This window comes from Janthinobacterium sp. 344 (genome assembly GCF_900112025.1).
In the GTDB taxonomy this organism is placed as follows: Bacteria; Pseudomonadota; Gammaproteobacteria; order Burkholderiales; family Burkholderiaceae_D; genus Janthinobacterium.
The window spans coordinates 23,794-41,363 of the sequence record NZ_FOKL01000013.1; the positions used below are offsets into that span (position 1 = coordinate 23,794).

The following is a 17,570-nucleotide window of genomic DNA, read 5'->3' on the forward strand; positions in this document are numbered from 1 at the left end:
CCGGTGAATAACCGGTGCCTGCCGTTTTGTCACATTCAAAGAAGGTGGGATAAACCGTAGCGAGCGGCGATGCGGCGTGGCCGAGAAGCGCAACTGTGCTGGAGCACAGTGAGCATCGCAGGCCGCGCCCCGCGCCGCGCAGTAGGTTTAGACCGCCTTCTTAATGACGGAAGTGACGCGTGCCCGTGTACAGCATCACGACGCCGCGCTCGTCCGCCGCGTCGATCACTTCCTGGTCGCGCATGGAGCCGCCCGGGTGGATGACGCAGGTCGCGCCCGCGTCGACGACGACGTCGAGGCCGTCGCGGAAGGGGAAGAAGGCGTCCGACGCCACGACGGAACCCGTCAGCGACAGGCCGGCGTTTTGCGCCTTGATGGAAGCGATGCGGGCCGAGTCGATGCGGCTCATCTGGCCGGCGCCCACGCCCAGGGTCATGTTATTGCCGCAGAAGACGATGGCGTTCGACTTGACGAATTTCGCCACTTTCCAGGCGAACATCAGGTCGGACAATTGCTGCGGCGTTGGCTGCAGCTTGCTGACCACGCGCAAGTCGCCGATACCGACATTTTTCGCGTCCGGCGATTGCACCAGCAAGCCACCACCGACGCGCTTGAAGTCCATGGCGTTGACGCCTGCGCCCAGCGGAATTTCCAGCATGCGCACGTTTTGCTTGCTCGACAGAATCTGTTTCGCTTCGGCGGAGAACGACGGGGCGATCAGCACTTCGACGAACAGCTTGGCGATCTCGCCGGCGGTGGCGCCGTCCAGTTCGGTATTAAACGCGATGATGCCGCCGAATGCGGAGGTCGGGTCCGTCTGCAGGGCGCGCGCGTACGCTTCGGCCGCATTCTTGCCCAGGGCCACGCCGCACGGGTTCGCGTGCTTGACGATGACGCAGGCGGCGCTTTGCTCGAAACCGCCCAGGCTCTTCACGCATTCCCAGGCCGCATCGGCGTCGGCGATGTTGTTGTACGACAATTCCTTGCCTTGCAGCTGGCGGTAGTTCGCCAGCGCGCCATCGGTGGCGGTCAGGTCGCGGTAGAAGGCGGCGCTCTGGTGCGGATTCTCGCCGTAGCGCATGTCCTGCACTTTTTCAAAGGCCACGTTGAGGATCTGCGGATAGGCGCCGCGCTCGGCGTGCACCTTCGTCGGGCCCAGGCTGGTCAGGTAGTTGGTGATGGCGCCATCGTATTGCGCCGTGTGCGCAAAGACTTTTTTCGCCAGCATGAATTTGGTGTCGTAGCTGACGTCGCCGGCCGTGCCGTCGGCCGAGCGGATTTCCGCCAGCACCGCGTCATAGTCGGTCGGGTCGCAGATGACGACCACGTCCTTGTGGTTCTTGGCCGCCGAACGCAGCATGGTCGGGCCGCCGATATCGATGTTTTCGATCGCGTCTTCCAGGGTGCAGTCGGCCTTGGCCACGGTGCCCTGGAACGGGTACAGGTTGACCACCACCATGTCGATGGTCGGCATGTCGTGCTCGACCAATTTCGACATGTGCTCAGGGAAATCGCGGCGCGCCAGGATACCACCATGCACTTTCGGGTGCAGGGTCTTCACGCGGCCATCGAGCATCTCCGGGAAACCCGTGTAATCGGCGACTTCCGTGACGGGAACACCGTTGTCTGCCAGCAATTTGGCGGTGCCGCCGGTGGACAGGAGGTTGACGCCGAGGGCGGACAGGGCGCGGGCGAAGTCGAGAACGCCGGTCTTGTCGGAAACGGAGAGGAGAGCTTGTTTGATCATGGCTGTGGCTAGGTGGTTAAGTGTTCTTGGCGAATGGCGCAGACGCTGAGGCTGCGGCGGATTCAAATCTTGGCGTCACTTGCATGCCGGCATTACAGCAAACCGTGCTCCTGCAATTTCTTGCGCAGGGTATTGCGGTTGATGCCCAGCATCTGCGCGGCATGCGACTGGTTGCCATCGGCGCGTGTCATCACGACTTCCAGGATGGGCTTTTCCACGGTCAGCACGACCATGTCATAGATATTCGATGCTTGCTGTTCGCCCAGGTCATTGAAGTAATCTTCTAGACTTTTCTGTACGACTTCCTGAATGCTTTCTTTGCTCATTTGTATGCTTCAACCGGCTGAACACCTGACAATCCACTGCCGCGGCGCTCATGCGGGCCGCTTGCTGCCATCTTGTCTCGGTGTTGTAATTAATATTGCATGACGCTCTGTATATAGGCGCTCGCCCTTGTTCTTACGTGACTTGCTGATGTACTGCGTTGCTATCTGCTCATGCTGCCGTGGCTGTAGGTTTGATCACATCGATCAGGCCACTTTCACTGGATTCGGAGAGGCGGTATTGTAACCGTTCGCCAAATTTCCATTGCGACTCAAAAAATTGATCCACGGCCAGCAGTTGCGCGTCCGTCGACTCCAGCAAGTTCATTTGCTGGCGGAACGCTTCGCCGCCTTCCAGATCCTTGACGTACCAGCCGATGTGCTTGCGCGCCGTGCGCACGCCGAGAAATTCCCCATAAAACGCGTAATGGGCGCGCAAATGCTCCTCCATCAGGGTGCGCACCTCATCCACGTACGGCGCCGGCAGCAAGGTGCCGGTACGCAAGAAATGGTCGATCTCGCGGCAAATCCATGGCCGCCCCTGCGCCGCGCGGCCGATCATGACGGCATCGGCGCCCGTTTGATCGAGCACAAAGCGGGCCTTTTCCGGGCTGGTAATGTCGCCGTTGGCCACCACGGGGATGCCCACCGATGCTTTCACAGCGGCAATAGTTTCGTATTCGGCATCGCCTTTGTAGCCATCGGCGCGCGTGCGGCCGTGCAAGGTCAGCATCTGGATGCCCGCTTGCTCGGCGATGCGGGCGATTTTCAGGGCGTTCTTGTTTTCGCGGTTCCAGCCCGTGCGAAATTTCAGGGTGACGGGCACGTCGACGGCATTGACGACGGCGTGCAAAATCTTTTCGACCAGGCTTTCGTTTTGCAGCAGGGCCGAACCGCACCAGCTGTTGCAGACCTTTTTCACGGGGCAACCCATGTTGATGTCGATGATCTGCGCGCCCCGGTCCACGTTGAACTTGGCGCAATCGGCCAGGTCTTGCGGATCGGCACCGGCGATCTGCACGGCTTTCGGCTCCATTTCGCCGTCGTGGTCCGTGCGGCGCGCGCTTTTTTCCGTCGCCCACAGGCGCGGATTGGACGCCGCCATCTCGGACACGGCGTAACCGGCACCCAACTGCTTGCACAACTGGCGGAAAGGCCGATCCGTCACGCCCGCCATGGGAGCGACGAAAACGTTGTTGCGCAGAATGTGAGGGCCGATTTGCACTGAGGAACCTGGAATGGACGGAGGAACCTGCTATTTTAACCGATTCCCTGCCTAATTAATAAGCACTATTTTTTTGCTTCAGTGCGCCTGGGCGAGCGCCGCGCTTGTGCAGTACAGCAAAACAAGGCGCCGGCGGACCGCCCCGCTCTTAGCCCAGCTCGTCCATCGCGGGCGCGCTCAGATGTTCGATATTGCCCCAATGCACCAGATGCAGCTTGCCATCGGCATACGAAAACCGGTTCACGCTGGCATTTTTCACCTGGAAGTCGCGTGGACTGTCGAGTGTCATGCCAACCGCTTCCCGGTAGGCGCATTCGAGCACGCCGCCGTGCGCCACGATGGCGATGGTCTGGCCGTCATAGCGTTCGGCCCAGCGGGCGATGGCGCCATTGGCGCGCATGTAAAACTGGCGGAAACTTTCCGCCTGGCGCTCGCCGGACGGCATCACGGCATCGATCTGGCGCGCTTGCCATTGCGCATATTCATGCGGATAGCGCGCGGCGATGTCGGCGTACAACAAGCCTTCGAAGGCGCCATAGCAGCGCTCGCGCAGCAAGGGGTCTATTTGCACGGGCAAGTGTTTCACGTCAGCGACGGCTTGCGCCGTCTGCCGCGCGCGCTGCAAATCGCTGGCGATGATGGCGGCCAGCGGCTCGTCCGCCAGCGCCTGCCCCAAGGCGGCCGCTTGCGCCAGGCCCGCCGCGTTCAGGGCGATGTCGATATGGCCCTGCAGGCGGCGGTCCGCATTCCAGGCCGTTTCGCCATGGCGTATCAGTAAAATGGTTGTGCTCATGTTTTCAAGGTAAGTGCCAGCTCGGGGTTGAGCGAATAGGCAACGACGAGCTGGGCTTCGTCGAGGATGTGGCCAAACATGGCGGCGTACGCCTGCTGGCCCGTAAAACGCTCGGGCAAATCCAGGCGCGGCACGTCGAGCGCGTACAGGCGAAAAATGTAATGGTGGATGCGTTCGTCATTCCACGGCGGGCAGGGACCATCATAACCGTGATAATCCCCGGCCATGGCGGCATCGCCGGCAAACCAGCCCGTATAGTCGTTGAGGCCCTGGCGCAAGGCCGGCGCACCGCTGTCGGCAGTCTTGCCGCGCGGCGTGATGCCGCTGGAAAACGCGCCGGCGGCAATCGCACGCATGGCCAGGGGAATATCGAGCAAGCTCCAGTGATAAAAGTCGCCGCGCGGCGCCGTCAACGGCAAGGACCGGCCTTCAACGTTGACCAGGCTGGCGTCCTGCGGCGCGTCGGGGTCGATGCAGAACAGGGCCAGCGACTCGGTGCCGTTGGGCACCTCGTCCCACGCCAGATGGGGATTGCGGTTGCCCGCGAGGCGCACGCGGCTGGCCGGATCGATCTCGGCAAACGCATACTCGGCCGGCATCAGGCCGCCATCACGAAACGTCTCGCTCCACAATTTCATCGCTTGCTCCTCTTTATATTTTTTAGTTATTGCTTTGCGTTTACTTGTAGCCAGAACGTGACGGGGCCGTCATTGGTGAGCGACACCTGCATGTCGGCACCGAACTGCCCCGTTTGCACGGTGGCATGGCGGCTGCGCGCCTGCTCCACGAAATGCGTGAACAGGCGCAAGCCGTCCTGCGGCGCGGCCGCGGGCGTGAACGACGGGCGCGTGCCCGACTTGGTATCGGCCGCCAGGGTGAACTGCGGCACCAGCAGCAGGCCGCCGGCCACGTCGGCCACGCTGCGGTTCATCTTGCCCGCCTCGTCGGCAAACACGCGATAGCCCAGCAGCTTGGTCAGCAAGGCGTCCGCTTCCTTCTCCGTATCGCCCCGCTCGGCGCACACGAGCACCATCAGCCCGGCGTCGATGGCGCCGATGGTGGCGCCGGCAACATCGACCTTCGCCTGGGTGACGCGCTGCAGCAGCGCGATCATGCCGTCAAGGTGACGCGCGCGAAACTGCGCTTGCCAACTTGCAACACAAATTCGCCGGCCGCCACTTGCAGAGCCTTGTCGCTGATGACGGTGCCGTCGATGCGCACGCCGCCCTGGTCGATCTTGCGCATGGCTTCCGACGTCGATGGGCACAGGCCAGCCTGTTTCAGCAATTGCGGGATGCCCAGCGGCGCGCCAGCCAGGGTCACTGCCGGGATATCGTCGGGAATGCCGCCCTTCGAGCGGTTGACGAAGTCGGCCAGCGCATCTTCGGCCGCCTGCTGCGAGTGGAAGCGGGCGACGATTTCTTGCGCCAACGCAACTTTGGCGTCGCGCGGATTGCGGCCCTCTTCCACTTCGCGCTTCAGCTGCGCCAGTTCGGCGATCGAGCGCCACGACAGCAGCTCGTAGTAGCGCCACATCATGACGTCGGAAATGCTCATCAGCTTGGCGAACATGGTGTTGCCCGGTTCCGTGATGCCGATGTAGTTATTCTTCGACTTGGACATTTTTTCCACGCCGTCCAAACCTTCCAGCAGCGGCATGGTCAAAATACACTGCTGTTCCTGTCCGTACTGCTTTTGCAGTTCGCGGCCCACCAGCAGGTTGAACTTCTGGTCCGTGCCGCCCAGTTCCAGGTCCGATTTCAGGGCCACCGAGTCATAGCCCTGCATCAGCGGGTACAGGAATTCATGCACGGAAATCGGAATGCCGCCCTGGAAGCGCTTGGTGAAGTCGTCGCGCTCGATCATGCGCGCCACCGTGTAGTGGGAAGCGAGCTGGATGATGCCGCGCGCGCCCAGCGGATCGCACCACTCGGAGTTATAGCGGATTTCCGTCTTGCTGGCGTCCAGCACTAAAGATGCTTGCGCGAAATACGTCATCGCGTTAATCTCGATCTGTTCCTTGGTCAGCGGCGGGCGCGTGACGTTGCGGCCCGAAGGGTCGCCGATCATGGAAGTAAAGTCGCCGATGAGGAAAATGACTTGATGGCCGAGGTTTTGCAGCTGGCGCATCTTGTTCAAGACGACAGTATGGCCCAGGTGCAAGTCGGGTGCGGTCGGGTCCAGGCCCAGTTTGATGCGCAGTGGAACACCGGTTTTCTCGGAGCGCGCTAATTTTTGCGCAAATTCGCTTTCGATCAAGAGTTCGTCGACGCCACGCTTGGTAATCGCGAGGGCTTCTTGTACTCTGTCCGACAGCACAAGCGCGGTCTGAGCGGCGTTAGCCTTTGTAGGCGATGCGGTGGTGTTGATTTCCATAAAATTTGACTATAAATCTCAAAATGGTGGTAGGTTTGCGGAGTTTGTTATAATGCTCGATCCCATCAATCTTGCCGTATGAAAACGAACCAAAATAACAATAACAAAGAGCACTAGTTCACGAATCGTTCAAGGGCAAATTTTAACTGATTGCATGAACCCTATACATAAAATCACAGGCTCACGCTTGTACACACAGCTGACGACGACGCGCAAGGCACGCATTATCAGCGTGTCGGCAGTGTTGCTCACCGTCGCCGCCTTCGGCGCAGTCGCGGTGTCGCCCATGGCGCCAGATGCGTCCGACCTGCCGGTCAAGTCGATCGCCCAGAACCTGGAAATGCCGGACCTCGCCTCGCAAATTTCCGCGATGGAACAGGTAGACCAGAATTTCACCCACGAAGAAAAAGTCCGCGCCGGCGATACCCTCGCCACCCTGCTGACCCGTCTCGGCGTGGATGATGCGGCGGCCGCCAATTTCATTAAATCCGACAAGATTGCGCGCGGCGTGATGTTGCTGAAATCGGGCAAGCGCGTACAAGCGCAAACCTCCGAAACGGGCGAACTGAACTGGATGCGCGCCACCCTGGTCGACGGCACGGACAAATCGGTCAAGAACATCCTGATCACCCGCAAGGGCGACAAGTTCGTGGCCACGGAAGTGGCAGCCCAGCTGGAACGCCGCGTTGAAATGCACGCGCGCAAGATTACGTCCACCCTGTTCGCCGCCACCGACTCCAGCCTGGACGGCACCCGCCTGCCAGACTCGATTTCCGCGCAAATCGTGGAAATGTTCTCCACCAATATCGACTTCCGTTCCGACTTGAAACGCGGCGACTCCTTCAATGTGGTCTACGAAACGTTCTGGCAAGATGGCGAATTTGTCCGAGCGGGCCGCATCCTGGCCGGTGAATTCACCAACCGCGGCACGACCTACCAGTCCGTTTGGTTCGAAGACCCAGCCAGCAAGCAAGGCGGCGGTTACTACAGCTTCGACGGCAAGTCCCTCAAAAAAGCCTTCCTGAAATCCCCCCTCGAATTCTCCCGCATCTCGTCCGGCTTCTCCATGCGCGTGCACCCGATTTCCGGCAACTGGAAAGCGCACAAGGGCATCGATTTCGCCGCAGCAACGGGCACGCCGATCCGCGCTTCCGGCGATGGCGTCGTCGATTCCGTCGGCAGCCAAAATGGCTACGGCAATGTTGTTGTACTGAAACACTGGGCCAACTACAGCACCGCCTATGCCCACATGAGCCGTTTCGCTTCCGGCCTGAAAAAAGGCCAGAAAGTGAGCCAGGGCGATGTGATTGGCTACGTCGGCACGACGGGCTGGTCCACGGGCGCCCATTTGCACTATGAATTCCGCGTCGGCGGCGTGGCCCAAGACCCAAGCAAGCTGAACGTTCAAGCTCAGGCGCCATTGACGGCCGCCGAACTGAGCCGCTTCCGTCTGGTGTCCAACGACATGATGCACCGCTTCACCCTGCTGCGTCCGAACGACACGGCACTGGCGTCGCGTTAAACGACTTGCCTTCGGGCAATACATAAAGGCACCGCCCATGCAGATGGCCGGTGCCTTTGTTTTATTCGGCGCGCGTTTGCGGCAGGCGCAAAATGCGGCACAATAAGCGCCTCACCTCTCTCGCCCCAAGGAATTCCCATGCTGTATATCGGTTTGATGTCGGGCACCAGCCTCGATGGCGTCGACGGCGCACTGGTCGACTTTGCCGACGACGGCGGCGTGCGCAGCCTGGGCGATGCATATATTCCATTTCCCGCCAGCCTGCGCGCCGACCTGATGGCCCTGCAACATGCCGGCCAAAATGAAATCGAGCGCGAAGCGCTGGCCGCCAATCAGCTCGTGCGCCATTATGCCGATTGCGTGGCCCGGCTATTGAGCGACGCGGGCATCGGCCCGGATGCCATCGCCGCCATCGGCGCGCATGGCCAGACCATCCGCCACCGCCCCGAGCTGGGTTTTACGCGCCAGCTGAACAACCCGGCCCTGCTGGCGGAACTGACGGGCATCGACGTCATCGCCGACTTGCGCAGCCGCGACGTGGCGGCCGGCGGCCAGGGCGCGCCGCTGGTGCCCGCCTTCCACCAGGCCATCTTCAATGCGCCGGGCCACGCGCGCGTGCTGGCCAATATCGGCGGCATCAGCAATATCAGCGTGCTGCACGCGGACGGCACGGTGACTGGCTACGACACGGGTCCCGGCAATGCGCTGATGGATGGCTGGATCTTGCGGCATCAGGGCCAGCCGTACGATGCCGACGGCGCCTGGGCCGCCACGGGCAAAGTCTTGCCTGCCCTGCTGGCGGATTTGCTCAATGATCCGTATTTTGACTTGCCGGCGCCGAAAAGCACGGGCCGCGACCTCTTTCACGCCGACTGGCTGCAAGCCAAGCTGGCGCATCACCGCGGTGCCCAGCCCGCCGACGTGCAGGCAACCCTGACGCAATTGACGGCGTCCAGCCTGGCGCACGCCATCGCGCGCGACGGCGCGCAGGCGGAAAACGTGTATGTGTGCGGCGGCGGCGCGCAGAACGCCAGCCTGATGGCGGCGCTGGCCCGGGCATTGCCGGGCATGGCGGTGACATCGACGCAAGACCTGGGCGTGGCGCCCAGCCAGGTCGAGGCGCTGGCGTTTGCCTGGCTGGCCTGGCGCTTTACGCAGCGCAAGCCGGGCAACTTGCCGGCCGTGACGGGCGCGCAGGGCTTGCGGGTACTGGGCGCGCTCTACCCGCGCTAAGCGGGCGCAGAAACACAAATAGCGGATCGATGATCCGCTATTTGTATGGTGCGCCTGAAAACCGGCGCGCCTGAAAAACGTTCAGGGCAAGGCGCATTGCCGACGACGGTACGAATAGTACGGCAGGCAATGCAACGCCGCCCTGGACGTTTTCTCAGGTGTGCTGGCTTATACCGAGAACGACGAACCGCAACCGCAGGTGGAGGTCGCTGTCGGATTCTTGATCACGAACTGTGCGCCTTCCAGGTCATCCTTGTAGTCGATTTCCGCGCCGACCAGGTACTGGTAGCTCATGGAGTCGATCAACAGCTGGACGCCGTTCTTGACCATGGTGGTGTCATCTTCGTTGACGATTTCGTCGAACGTAAAGCCGTACTGGAAGCCGGAACAGCCGCCGCCCTGCACGAAGACGCGCAATTTCAGGTCGGGATTGCCTTCTTCTTCGATCAGCTGCGCGACTTTTTCGGCGGCGCTATCGGTAAAGATAATAGGGGAAGGGATCACATCTTGCATTTCAGCGACGGCATTCATATCAGGCACTCCTACTAGAAAACATTAAGTCATTATAGACTGTTGGCGCAACTCGCGCTGCGGCCCACCGTCAAAACCTGCTGCGCGTCGCGCTTTGCGGCCTGCGATGCTCACTGTACTCTCGTACAGTTGCGCTTCTCAGCCACAAATCACTGCCGCTCGCGACGGTTTTGCCTGGCGGCCTGCAAAATAGTGTTGTTCCTGCTCACATTTCCGACACGGCCAGGTGCAGCACGGGGTCGGCGCTGTCGTGGCGACTGAGCTTGCCTTGCACCAATGCGCCGCTGTGCATTTCCAGCACCTTGTAATAGACCTCTCCTACAATGCGGGCCTTGGGCTGGATTTCAAGCATTTCGGACACATACACGGGGCCATTGATCTCGCCGCTGACGACCAGGCTCGAGCAGCGCACTTCGCCATCGATACGGCCCGCCTCGCCCAGCACCACATGGGTGGGATCGCCGGGCTCGCCCGTGACATTGCCACGCACGTGGCCATCAATGCGCAGGCCGCCGCAAAACAGCAAGTCGCCCTCGATCCGCGTCGAGGCGCCGATCAGGGTGTCGATGGGGTTTTTCGCGTTGCGCTCGAACATGAACGTCATCCTGTGGGGGTACGTGGCAGTCCAATTTATCACAGGTCCGGCAAAAAGGCGCCGAACCCGCGCAAGCGGCCGTGCCTATTTTTAAGGCATCACGGCGATATGTTGCAATCCGGCCGTTTCTTTCAAGCCAAACATCAAGTTCATGCACTGCACGGCCTGGCCGGAAGCGCCCTTGACCAGGTTATCCTGCACCACCAGCACGATGACGGTGTTGCCGCCCTCCGGGCGGTGCAAGGCCAGGCGCAGCATGTTCGAGCCGCGCGTGGAGCGCGTTTCCGGGTGCGAGCCGAAAGGCATCACGTCAACGAAAGGCTCGTCCTTGTATTGCGCTTCGAACAAGGCTTGCAGTTCTTCATTGCTGACATCCTTGTTCAGCTGCGCGTACAGGGTCGAATGCATGCCGCGGATCATCGGCACCAGGTGCGGCGTGAAGGTCAGCGCCACCTTGTCGTCCGTGAAGCGCTGCAGCTGCGCCGTCGTTTCCGGCAGGTGGCGGTGGCCGGCCACGCCGTAGGCCTTGAAACTGTCGCTGCTTTCCGAGAACAGGATGCCGATTTCCGCCTTGCGGCCGGCGCCCGACACGCCCGACTTGCAGTCGGCGATCAAGCCGCCCGCGTTGACCAGGCCTGCCTTGAGCAGCGGGTAAAAACCCAGTTGCATGGTGGTCGGGTAGCAACCAGGGTTGGCGATCAGCGTGGCCTGCTTGATGTCTTCGCGGTTCAGTTCCGGCAAGCCATACACGGCTTGTGCGATCAGCTCGGGCGCCGTGTGGGGAATCTTGTACCACTGCTCGAACTTGGCCTGGTCCTTCAGGCGGAAGTCGGCGGCCAGGTCGATGACTTTCACGCCGGCGGCCAGCAAGGCCGGGGCTTGCGCCATGGCCACACCGTGTGGCGTGGCAAAGAACACCACGTCGCACTGCTCCAGGTTGGCTTTATCTGGCGACGTAAACGCCAGGCTCACGTGGCCGCGCAGGGAAGGATACATGTCAGCAACGGGCAAGCCATCTTCCTTGCGCGAGGTAATCGCCGTCAACTCGACATCCGGATGGGTTGCCAGCAAACGCAGCAATTCCACGCCCGTGTATCCAGTGCCGCCGACGATGCCAACTTTGATCATGTTCTTTCCTTGTAGAGGTATTGCTTGGAGATGAGGGGAAATGTTCCCCATGGGGTTTTTCGCGTATTTTACAGCGCAACGGCGTAACCCGCTGAAATGCAAAAAAGCCGCGGGACGCAAGTCCAGCGGCTTTTCGACCAGCACCCCGGAAGGTGCTGTAGCGTAAGAATTAACGCTTCGAGAATTGCTTTGCGCGACGTGCTTTGCGCAGACCAACTTTTTTACGCTCGACTTCACGTGCATCGCGGGTCACGAAGCCGGCTTTCGCCAGTTCCGGTTTCAGCGCTGCATCGTAGTCGATCAGAGCGCGGGTGATGCCGTGACGCACTGCACCAGCCTGGCCCGACTCACCGCCGCCATGGACGTTGACTTTGATGTCGAAACGCTCGACATTGCCGGTCAGTTCCAGAGGTTGACGGATGACCATCAGACCCGTTTCGCGCGAAAAGTATTCGTTCGCTGGTTTGCCGTTAACAACGATCAAGCCTGTGCCAACTTTGATAAAAACCCGAGCCACTGCACTTTTGCGACGGCCGGTTCCATAATTGTAATTACCGATCATGTCAGTTCCTTAGAGAACAAGTGCTTTAGGTTGCTGAGCAGCGTGCGGATGGGAACCTTCCGCGTACACTTTCAGCTTCTTGATCATTGCGTAGCCGAGTGGGCCTTTAGGCAGCATGCCCTTGACCGCTTTCTCAAGCGCGCGACCTGGAAAACGCTGTTGCATTTTCTGGAAGTTGGTTTCGTAGATGCCGCCTGGATAGCCAGAGTGACGGTAGTAAATTTTCTCAGTAGCTTTGGTACCGGTCACACGCAGTTTGCCTGCGTTGATGACGACGATGAAGTCGCCGGTATCGACGTGAGGAGTAAATTCTGGTTTGTGTTTGCCGCGCAGTCGGAGTGCCACTTCGCTGGCAACACGTCCGAGGACTTTGTCCGTCGCGTCAACCACGAACCAATCGCGCTGGACTTCATGTCCTTTAGCGGAAAATGTTTTCATGTTGACTTCCTAATAGATTACACGCTCAAATGGTGGTTCCGCCGATGCTGCTATGCGGACTCTGCCTTATTTACTTTTCCTGAGCGAACGGAAAGCCGACAAGTATAAGCGGCTTTGGCCTGCCGCGTCAAGCCGCAATGCAGGCCGGCTGCGGCCCTGCGGCCGGCACATGGACAGGCATTCCTCTATTACAATACAAAACGCTTACAATTTTCGGAGAGTACGATGGAATGCAAAGTCAGCTGGAATGGCCCGTCGGGCATGAGTTTTCGGGCAGAAACGGGTTCCGGCCATCTGGTGACCATGGATGGCGCGCCCGACGGCGGCGGCCACAACCTGGCGCCACGCCCCATGGAAATGGTCTTGCTGGGCACGGGCGGCTGCACCGCCTATGACGTGGTGCTGATCCTGAAACGCGGGCGCGAAGCCGTCAGTGGCTGCGAAGTCACCCTGAAGGCCGACCGCGCCGAGACCGACCCGAAAGTGTTTACCAAGATCCACTTCCACTTCAGCGTGCGGGGCAAGGCCCTGAAACCGACGGCCGTGGAACGGGCCGTGGCCTTGTCGCATGATAAATATTGCTCGGCGTCCATCATGCTGGCCAAGACCGCCGAGATTACGCATTCCTTCGAGATTATTGAAGAGTAATGCTTACCCCAGCGACGAAATGCCGGGGTCGGACCCTGAGGGTCCGACCCCAGTTTTTGCGTCTGGGGTAAAGTAACGATTACAAGTAATACGCCGTTTTCGTCATCACTTTTCCCATCAAGCCCATCAGCGCCTTGACGGGCGCCGGGGTGTCGATGGCGCCCAATCGCTGGGCGGCGGCGCCATGTTCCACCTCGTCGATGGCCATCTGCTTGACGATGGCGCGCGACTTGGCGTCCTGCGGCGGCAATTCCTGCAAGTGGCTGGCCAGGTGCGCTTCCACCTGGCGCTCCGTTTCCACCACAAAACCCAGGCTGCGGCCGTCGCCCATGCGCGCGGCGATGGTGCCCAGCGCAAACGAACCGGCATACCACAGGGGATTGAGCAGGCTCAGACGCGAGCCCAGCTCCGTCAGGCGCTGCGCCGTCCAGGCCAAGTGATCCTCCTCTTCGCGGCCCGCCTCGTCGAACTGGGCGCGGATGGCCGCGCTGTGCGCATAGCGCGCCTGCGAGTTGTACAGGGCTTGCGCACAGACTTCACCGACATGGTTGACGCGCATCAGCCCGGCACTATGGCGCTGTTCGGCCGGACTCAGTTCCGCGTCGGGCGCGTGGGCGGCCGGCGAAGGGCGCGAGGCCGACGCCACGCCCGCCATCACGCGCAAGGCCTTGTCGGCGCCAACAATCAAACGATCCAGGGGGGCAAAGTAACGGTGGGCGGTCATCGTGGCTGTTCAGTTAAGGGAAAACATGAATTATAGGACGATCGAGGCCAGCCATGCCCACGTCGCGCGCAGGGCGAACGGGGCTTTATTGACTTGTGCGCGCTTTTTCCTGCTCGATCCAGTCCACCACGGGACCGACGGCATCGAGGCCGGACAGGCTTTTCGCCACGCCCAGGTTGAGTGAAATCAGGAAGGAAATGCTGTCGACGGGGATGTCCGGGCAGTATTCGGCAAACGCGGCGCGAAAACGCTCCGATTGCAGCACGCGCAAGACTTTTTCGCCGCTCATGAATTGCAGCACGCTGGCGATACTGTGCCCGCCACCTATCGAGTGATAGATAAAACGGTTGTACTTCGCGTCGATCAGCTTGAAATCGAGGGTTTCCTCCGTCATCAGGCCGGCCAGATAATACAAACCCAGGCTGACGCGGAAAAAACCGATGGCTTCGGCGCTGGTCATGCCGGCGCGTGCCACGGCCAGTATCTTGTCCTGCATCGCCTGATCGATCGTTTGCATTGCACTCTCCCGCGCCGTCCGCCAGCGCCCACCGGGCCAGCTTGCATGAAGATGCTGTTTTTTTCAATAGACCAAACGATATTTCCACCTTGCAAGTTACATTTTTTGCATGCTACTCTCGTTCTTCACCGTCGAATGGATGAAACACATGATAGAGGTCAAGCACCTGGCAAAACGTTTCCGCATGCCGCCCCACAAGGGCAAGGGCGTGCACGTCAGCGATCCGCGCGAACACGAGGGCTGGTTCCACGCCGTGCGCGACGTCAGTTTCAGCTGCGCCCCCGGCGAAGTGCTGGGCTTGCTGGGCCCGAATGGCGCCGGCAAGACGACCACCCTGCGCCTGCTGTCGACGGCCTTGCAGGCGGACGCGGGCAGCGCCCTCGTCAATGGCGTCGACGTGCTGCGCCAGCCGCTGGTGGCGCGCCAGAGCATCGGCTTCCTGTCCGGCTCGACGGGGCTGTATGGCCGCCTGACGGCGCGCGAGAACGTGGAATACTTTGGCCGCCTGCACGGCATGCCGGCCGACAAGCTGCAACGCCGCTGTGATGAATTGTTTTCCCTGCTGCAGATGGAAGAGTACGGCGGCAAGCGGGCCGATCAATTGTCGACGGGCATGAAGCAGAAGTGCGCGATCGCCCGCACCGTCGTGCACGCGCCGCAAGTGGTGATCCTCGACGAGCCGACCACGGGCCTCGATGTGATGTCGGCCAAGATCCTGCTCGACTTCATCGCCAGCTACAAGGCGCTGCGCGTGCCGCTGATCTTTTCCACGCACCACCTGCACGAGGTGGAAAAGCTGTGCGACCGGGTCTGCATCATCAACCGCGGCACCACCGCCTTCAACGGCACCGTCGGCGAACTGCGCCATCTGGGCGGCAGCGCCGACTTGTACGACGCCTTCGTCAGCGTCATCAACCAGGGAGCCTGAGCCATGTGGACCATTTATCTGAAAGAGCTGCTGGAGCTGACGCGCGACCGCAAGACCCTGATCTTCACGATCCTCATCCCCATCTTTGCCATGCCGCTGATCTTTGGCGGCTTTGCTTACGTTTCGAGCAATATGTTCAAGAACGCCAAGACGGCGGAAATGCGCTACGCCCTGTTCGGCAAGGACCATTCGCCGGGCCTGAGCGCGCGCTTTGCGCAGCAGCACAACTTGCGCGAAGTGCCGCTGGCCAGCGAGACGGAGATCCGCCGCGCCATCGGCGACGACACCATCAAGTTCGCCCTGGTCATCCCGCCGCATTTTGAGGCCTCGCTGCAGCAGCAACGGCAAGCCAAGGTGATCCTGCACTACAACAGCGCCAGCACGGTCGACGTGACCCAGCAAAGGGTGCGCGAGATCGTCGATGCCTACAATGCCGGCCTGCGCGAAGGCGCTTTATCGACCCTCAACCTGAGCCCGGCCCAGCTGGCCTATGCCCTCAATCCCATCGTGCTCGACAAGCAATCGACGGCCAACGAGCGCGAGCAGATGGGCGCCATCATCGGCGGCATGCTGCCGTATCTGCTGCTGATGGTCTGCCTGACGGCCGCCATGTACCCGGCCATCGACCTGGGCGCCGGCGAAAAGGAACGGGGCACCCTGGAAACCCTGCTGCTGGCGCCCGTGCCGCGCAGCGCCATCGTGCTGGCCAAGTTCCTCGTGCTGTTTACGGTGGGCATGACGTCGGCCGTGCTGATGGTGGGCAGCATGGGTGCCCTGCTGGCCATCTTCGGCAGCTCGCTGGAAGGCCACATGGCCATCCTGGTGCGCAGCATCGGCTTGCCCGACCTGGCCATGGTGACACTGATGCTGGTGCCGACGGCCGCCATCTTCGCCTCGCTGCTGCTGTCGATCTCGATCTATGCGAAAAGCTACAAGGAAGCGGCCGGCATGATCACGCCGCTGATGCTGTTTGTCATCCTGCCCACGGTGGCGGCCATGCTGCCCGGCGTCGAGCTGAACTGGATCTGGGCCATGGTGCCGCTGACCAACGTCTCGCTGGCCATGAAGGAACTGGTGAAGGGCACCATGGATTACCGCATGTTCGGCGTCATCCTGGCCTCGACCACCGTCATCGCGGGCGGCCTGCTGATGCTGTGCCGCTGGTGGTTTAACCGGGAATCGGTTTTGTTCCGCAACTGAGACGCGCCTGGCGCGGCCGCCAAGACCATCAGCGGCCCGCCGTCCACCCCCGCCAACTGCACTCTGGGCACGCGAAAATGCCGTGTATCGCATGCAACTGCCCAGTGCGTCTTAAATTCAATACAATGCCAGCATAGAGTAGCCCTGTAGCATCGGGCAGCAACGCATGAGTTAGGAGTTGTATGGAATTGCAGATCCGCAAATTGTCAAAGACCTACGCGAATGGCGTGGTGGCGCTGGACAACGTTTCGCTGACGATACCGCCAGGCATGTTTGGCCTGCTGGGGCCGAACGGCGCCGGCAAGTCGACCCTGATGCGCACCCTGGCGACCTTGCAGGAATGCGATTCCGGCTCCGTCTTCTTTGGCGACTACGACGTGCTCGACGACAAGGACGAAGTGCGCCGCATGCTGGGCTACCTGCCGCAGGACTTCGGCCTGTACCCGAAAGTGACGGCCTACGAACTGCTGGACCACTTCGCCACCTTGAAAGGCCTGTCGCAGCGCGCGCGCCGGCGCGAGGTGGTGGAAGGCCTGTTGCAGCAGACCAATCTGTTCGACGTGCGCCACCAGCGCCTGGGCGGCTTTTCCGGCGGCATGCGCCAGCGCTTCGGCATCGCCCAGGCCCTGCTGGGCGATCCGAAGCTGATCATCGTCGACGAGCCGACGGCCGGCCTCGACCCGCAGGAGCGCGTGCGCTTCCATAATCTGCTGTCCGACATCGGCGAAGACAAGACGGTGATCCTGTCGACCCACATCGTCTCCGACGTGGCCGACCTGTGCGCCAACATGGCCATCATCAACAAAGGCCATTTGCTGCTGTGCGGCAAAACCCAGGAACTCATCGACGAAGTCAGCTGCAAGATCTGGGCGCGCTTCGTCGAAAAGAAGGAACTGGCCAGCTTCCAGCAGCGCCACGCCGTCATTTCCACGCGCCTGCTGTCGGGCCGCACCCTGATCCACGTGTACAGCGACGACGACCCGGGCGATGGCTTCGAGGAAGCCATCGGCGACCTGGAAGACCTGTATTTCGCCACCATTGCCGGGCGCCACCACGTCGCCCCGCAGTGCGACTGAGGAG

General features: G+C 61.1%; 20 protein-coding genes. 6 read left to right on the top strand and 14 right to left on the bottom strand.

The genetic code is table 11. The features are described from left to right. Positions 1 to 160 precede the first annotated feature (160 nt). The 7 genes from purH to tyrS all read right to left on the bottom strand — a co-directional run bounded on the left by purH (position 161) and on the right by tyrS (position 6,464). On the bottom strand, positions 161 to 1,747 hold the full coding sequence (purH, locus tag BM193_RS25625; RefSeq protein WP_092803810.1) for a bifunctional phosphoribosylaminoimidazolecarboxamide formyltransferase/IMP cyclohydrolase: 1,587 nt from the start codon (positions 1,745 to 1,747) through the stop codon (positions 161 to 163). Between the two features lie 92 nt (positions 1,748 to 1,839). Continuing rightward, on the bottom strand, positions 1,840 to 2,073 hold the full coding sequence (locus BM193_RS25630) for a helix-turn-helix domain-containing protein (RefSeq protein ID WP_008445162.1): 234 nt from the start codon (positions 2,071 to 2,073) through the stop codon (positions 1,840 to 1,842). A gap of 169 nt (positions 2,074 to 2,242) precedes the next feature. After that, positions 2,243 to 3,295: a tRNA dihydrouridine synthase DusB gene (dusB, locus tag BM193_RS25635; RefSeq protein WP_092803807.1), complete on the bottom strand. Its 1,053-nt coding sequence runs from the start codon at positions 3,293 to 3,295 to the stop codon at positions 2,243 to 2,245. 148 nt (positions 3,296 to 3,443) lie between these two features. Continuing rightward, positions 3,444 to 4,088 (bottom strand): histidine phosphatase family protein, encoded by a 645-nt coding sequence (locus BM193_RS25640; protein ID WP_092803804.1) that lies wholly within the window; start codon positions 4,086 to 4,088, stop codon positions 3,444 to 3,446. After that, positions 4,085 to 4,726, bottom strand: a complete 642-nt coding sequence (locus BM193_RS25645) for a YbhB/YbcL family Raf kinase inhibitor-like protein (protein ID WP_092803801.1) — start codon at positions 4,724 to 4,726, stop codon at positions 4,085 to 4,087. The genes BM193_RS25640 and BM193_RS25645 overlap by 4 nt, the downstream gene beginning before the upstream one ends. A gap of 26 nt (positions 4,727 to 4,752) precedes the next feature. Beyond that, a complete protein-coding gene (gene dtd / locus BM193_RS25650; protein WP_092803798.1) occupies positions 4,753 to 5,202 on the bottom strand; it encodes a D-aminoacyl-tRNA deacylase in 450 nt (149 codons plus the stop codon). Then, positions 5,199 to 6,464 carry a tyrosine--tRNA ligase gene (gene tyrS, locus BM193_RS25655; protein ID WP_092803795.1) on the bottom strand — a complete coding sequence of 422 codons (1,266 nt, stop codon included), beginning with the start codon at positions 6,462 to 6,464 and terminating at the stop codon, positions 5,199 to 5,201. Before tyrS ends, dtd begins: the two co-directional genes overlap by 4 nt. Before the next feature lie 154 nt (positions 6,465 to 6,618). On the opposite strand from tyrS, the gene BM193_RS25660 reads away from it, so the two are divergent. Together BM193_RS25660 and BM193_RS25665 are read left to right on the top strand one after the other, a co-directional pair. Then, the gene (locus BM193_RS25660) at positions 6,619 to 7,986 is read left to right on the top strand and encodes a M23 family metallopeptidase (RefSeq protein WP_092803792.1); all 1,368 of its coding nucleotides are present in this window, start codon (positions 6,619 to 6,621) and stop codon (positions 7,984 to 7,986) included. A 138-nt stretch (positions 7,987 to 8,124) separates the two neighbouring features. Beyond that, positions 8,125 to 9,219 (top strand): anhydro-N-acetylmuramic acid kinase, encoded by a 1,095-nt coding sequence (locus BM193_RS25665; protein ID WP_092803789.1) that lies wholly within the window; start codon positions 8,125 to 8,127, stop codon positions 9,217 to 9,219. Between the two features lie 168 nt (positions 9,220 to 9,387). Here BM193_RS25665 and erpA read toward each other — a convergent pair whose 3' ends face one another. From erpA to rplM, 5 genes are all read right to left on the bottom strand, one after another. Beyond that, complete coding sequence (erpA, locus tag BM193_RS25670) at positions 9,388 to 9,750, bottom strand: iron-sulfur cluster insertion protein ErpA (RefSeq protein WP_029496047.1); 363 nt, start codon at positions 9,748 to 9,750, stop codon at positions 9,388 to 9,390. 205 nt (positions 9,751 to 9,955) lie between these two features. Beyond that, positions 9,956 to 10,345 (bottom strand): bactofilin family protein, encoded by a 390-nt coding sequence (locus BM193_RS25675; protein WP_092803785.1) that lies wholly within the window; start codon positions 10,343 to 10,345, stop codon positions 9,956 to 9,958. Between the two features lie 90 nt (positions 10,346 to 10,435). Then, a complete protein-coding gene (gene argC / locus BM193_RS25680; protein ID WP_092803782.1) occupies positions 10,436 to 11,473 on the bottom strand; it encodes an N-acetyl-gamma-glutamyl-phosphate reductase in 1,038 nt (345 codons plus the stop codon). Between the two features lie 169 nt (positions 11,474 to 11,642). Next, positions 11,643 to 12,035 (bottom strand): 30S ribosomal protein S9, encoded by a 393-nt coding sequence (gene rpsI, locus BM193_RS25685; RefSeq protein WP_010393285.1) that lies wholly within the window; start codon positions 12,033 to 12,035, stop codon positions 11,643 to 11,645. A 9-nt stretch (positions 12,036 to 12,044) separates the two neighbouring features. Beyond that, positions 12,045 to 12,473, bottom strand: a complete 429-nt coding sequence (rplM, locus tag BM193_RS25690; protein ID WP_010393282.1) for a 50S ribosomal protein L13 — start codon at positions 12,471 to 12,473, stop codon at positions 12,045 to 12,047. Between the two features lie 225 nt (positions 12,474 to 12,698). Between rplM and BM193_RS25695 the strand changes: the two genes are divergently transcribed. Further along, positions 12,699 to 13,121 carry an OsmC family protein gene (locus BM193_RS25695; RefSeq protein WP_092803779.1) on the top strand — a complete coding sequence of 141 codons (423 nt, stop codon included), beginning with the start codon at positions 12,699 to 12,701 and terminating at the stop codon, positions 13,119 to 13,121. Between the two features lie 79 nt (positions 13,122 to 13,200). Here BM193_RS25695 and coq7 read toward each other — a convergent pair whose 3' ends face one another. Together coq7 and BM193_RS25705 are read right to left on the bottom strand one after the other, a co-directional pair. Continuing rightward, on the bottom strand, positions 13,201 to 13,845 hold the full coding sequence (gene coq7 / locus BM193_RS25700; RefSeq protein ID WP_092803776.1) for a 2-polyprenyl-3-methyl-6-methoxy-1,4-benzoquinone monooxygenase: 645 nt from the start codon (positions 13,843 to 13,845) through the stop codon (positions 13,201 to 13,203). An 85-nt stretch (positions 13,846 to 13,930) separates the two neighbouring features. Further along, on the bottom strand, positions 13,931 to 14,362 hold the full coding sequence (locus BM193_RS25705) for a hypothetical protein (protein ID WP_092803773.1): 432 nt from the start codon (positions 14,360 to 14,362) through the stop codon (positions 13,931 to 13,933). 109 nt (positions 14,363 to 14,471) lie between these two features. Here BM193_RS25705 and BM193_RS25710 point away from each other — a divergent pair, with 109 nt between their 5' ends. The 3 genes from BM193_RS25710 to BM193_RS25720 all read left to right on the top strand — a co-directional run bounded on the left by BM193_RS25710 (position 14,472) and on the right by BM193_RS25720 (position 17,566). Next, positions 14,472 to 15,290, top strand: a complete 819-nt coding sequence (locus BM193_RS25710; RefSeq protein WP_254786422.1) for an ABC transporter ATP-binding protein — start codon at positions 14,472 to 14,474, stop codon at positions 15,288 to 15,290. A gap of 3 nt (positions 15,291 to 15,293) precedes the next feature. After that, a complete protein-coding gene (locus BM193_RS25715) occupies positions 15,294 to 16,490 on the top strand; it encodes an ABC transporter permease (protein WP_092803770.1) in 1,197 nt (398 codons plus the stop codon). A 182-nt stretch (positions 16,491 to 16,672) separates the two neighbouring features. Then, on the top strand, positions 16,673 to 17,566 hold the full coding sequence (locus BM193_RS25720; RefSeq protein ID WP_092803767.1) for an ABC transporter ATP-binding protein: 894 nt from the start codon (positions 16,673 to 16,675) through the stop codon (positions 17,564 to 17,566). Positions 17,567 to 17,570: the final 4 nt, after the last annotated feature.

Excerpts from the sequence above, each read along its gene's own strand:
- purH (WP_092803810.1), bottom strand. The coding sequence starts at position 1,747 with ATGATCAAACAAGCTCTCCTCTCCGTTTCCGACAAGACCGGCGTTCTC.
- BM193_RS25630 (WP_008445162.1), bottom strand. The coding sequence starts at position 2,073 with ATGAGCAAAGAAAGCATTCAGGAAGTCGTACAGAAAAGTCTAGAAGAT.
- BM193_RS25640 (WP_092803804.1), bottom strand. The coding sequence starts at position 4,088 with ATGAGCACAACCATTTTACTGATACGCCATGGCGAAACGGCCTGGAAT.
- BM193_RS25645 (WP_092803801.1), bottom strand. The coding sequence starts at position 4,726 with ATGAAATTGTGGAGCGAGACGTTTCGTGATGGCGGCCTGATGCCGGCC.
- dtd (WP_092803798.1), bottom strand. The coding sequence starts at position 5,202 with ATGATCGCGCTGCTGCAGCGCGTCACCCAGGCGAAGGTCGATGTTGCC.
- tyrS (WP_092803795.1), bottom strand. The coding sequence starts at position 6,464 with ATGGAAATCAACACCACCGCATCGCCTACAAAGGCTAACGCCGCTCAG.
- BM193_RS25660 (WP_092803792.1), top strand. The coding sequence starts at position 6,619 with ATGAACCCTATACATAAAATCACAGGCTCACGCTTGTACACACAGCTG.
- BM193_RS25665 (WP_092803789.1), top strand. The coding sequence starts at position 8,125 with ATGCTGTATATCGGTTTGATGTCGGGCACCAGCCTCGATGGCGTCGAC.
- erpA (WP_029496047.1), bottom strand. The coding sequence starts at position 9,750 with ATGAATGCCGTCGCTGAAATGCAAGATGTGATCCCTTCCCCTATTATC.
- BM193_RS25675 (WP_092803785.1), bottom strand. The coding sequence starts at position 10,345 with ATGTTCGAGCGCAACGCGAAAAACCCCATCGACACCCTGATCGGCGCC.
- argC (WP_092803782.1), bottom strand. The coding sequence starts at position 11,473 with ATGATCAAAGTTGGCATCGTCGGCGGCACTGGATACACGGGCGTGGAA.
- rpsI (WP_010393285.1), bottom strand. The coding sequence starts at position 12,035 with ATGATCGGTAATTACAATTATGGAACCGGCCGTCGCAAAAGTGCAGTG.
- rplM (WP_010393282.1), bottom strand. The coding sequence starts at position 12,473 with ATGAAAACATTTTCCGCTAAAGGACATGAAGTCCAGCGCGATTGGTTC.
- BM193_RS25695 (WP_092803779.1), top strand. The coding sequence starts at position 12,699 with ATGGAATGCAAAGTCAGCTGGAATGGCCCGTCGGGCATGAGTTTTCGG.
- coq7 (WP_092803776.1), bottom strand. The coding sequence starts at position 13,845 with ATGACCGCCCACCGTTACTTTGCCCCCCTGGATCGTTTGATTGTTGGC.
- BM193_RS25705 (WP_092803773.1), bottom strand. The coding sequence starts at position 14,362 with ATGCAAACGATCGATCAGGCGATGCAGGACAAGATACTGGCCGTGGCA.
- BM193_RS25710 (WP_254786422.1), top strand. The coding sequence starts at position 14,472 with ATGCTACTCTCGTTCTTCACCGTCGAATGGATGAAACACATGATAGAG.
- BM193_RS25715 (WP_092803770.1), top strand. The coding sequence starts at position 15,294 with ATGTGGACCATTTATCTGAAAGAGCTGCTGGAGCTGACGCGCGACCGC.
- BM193_RS25720 (WP_092803767.1), top strand. The coding sequence starts at position 16,673 with ATGGAATTGCAGATCCGCAAATTGTCAAAGACCTACGCGAATGGCGTG.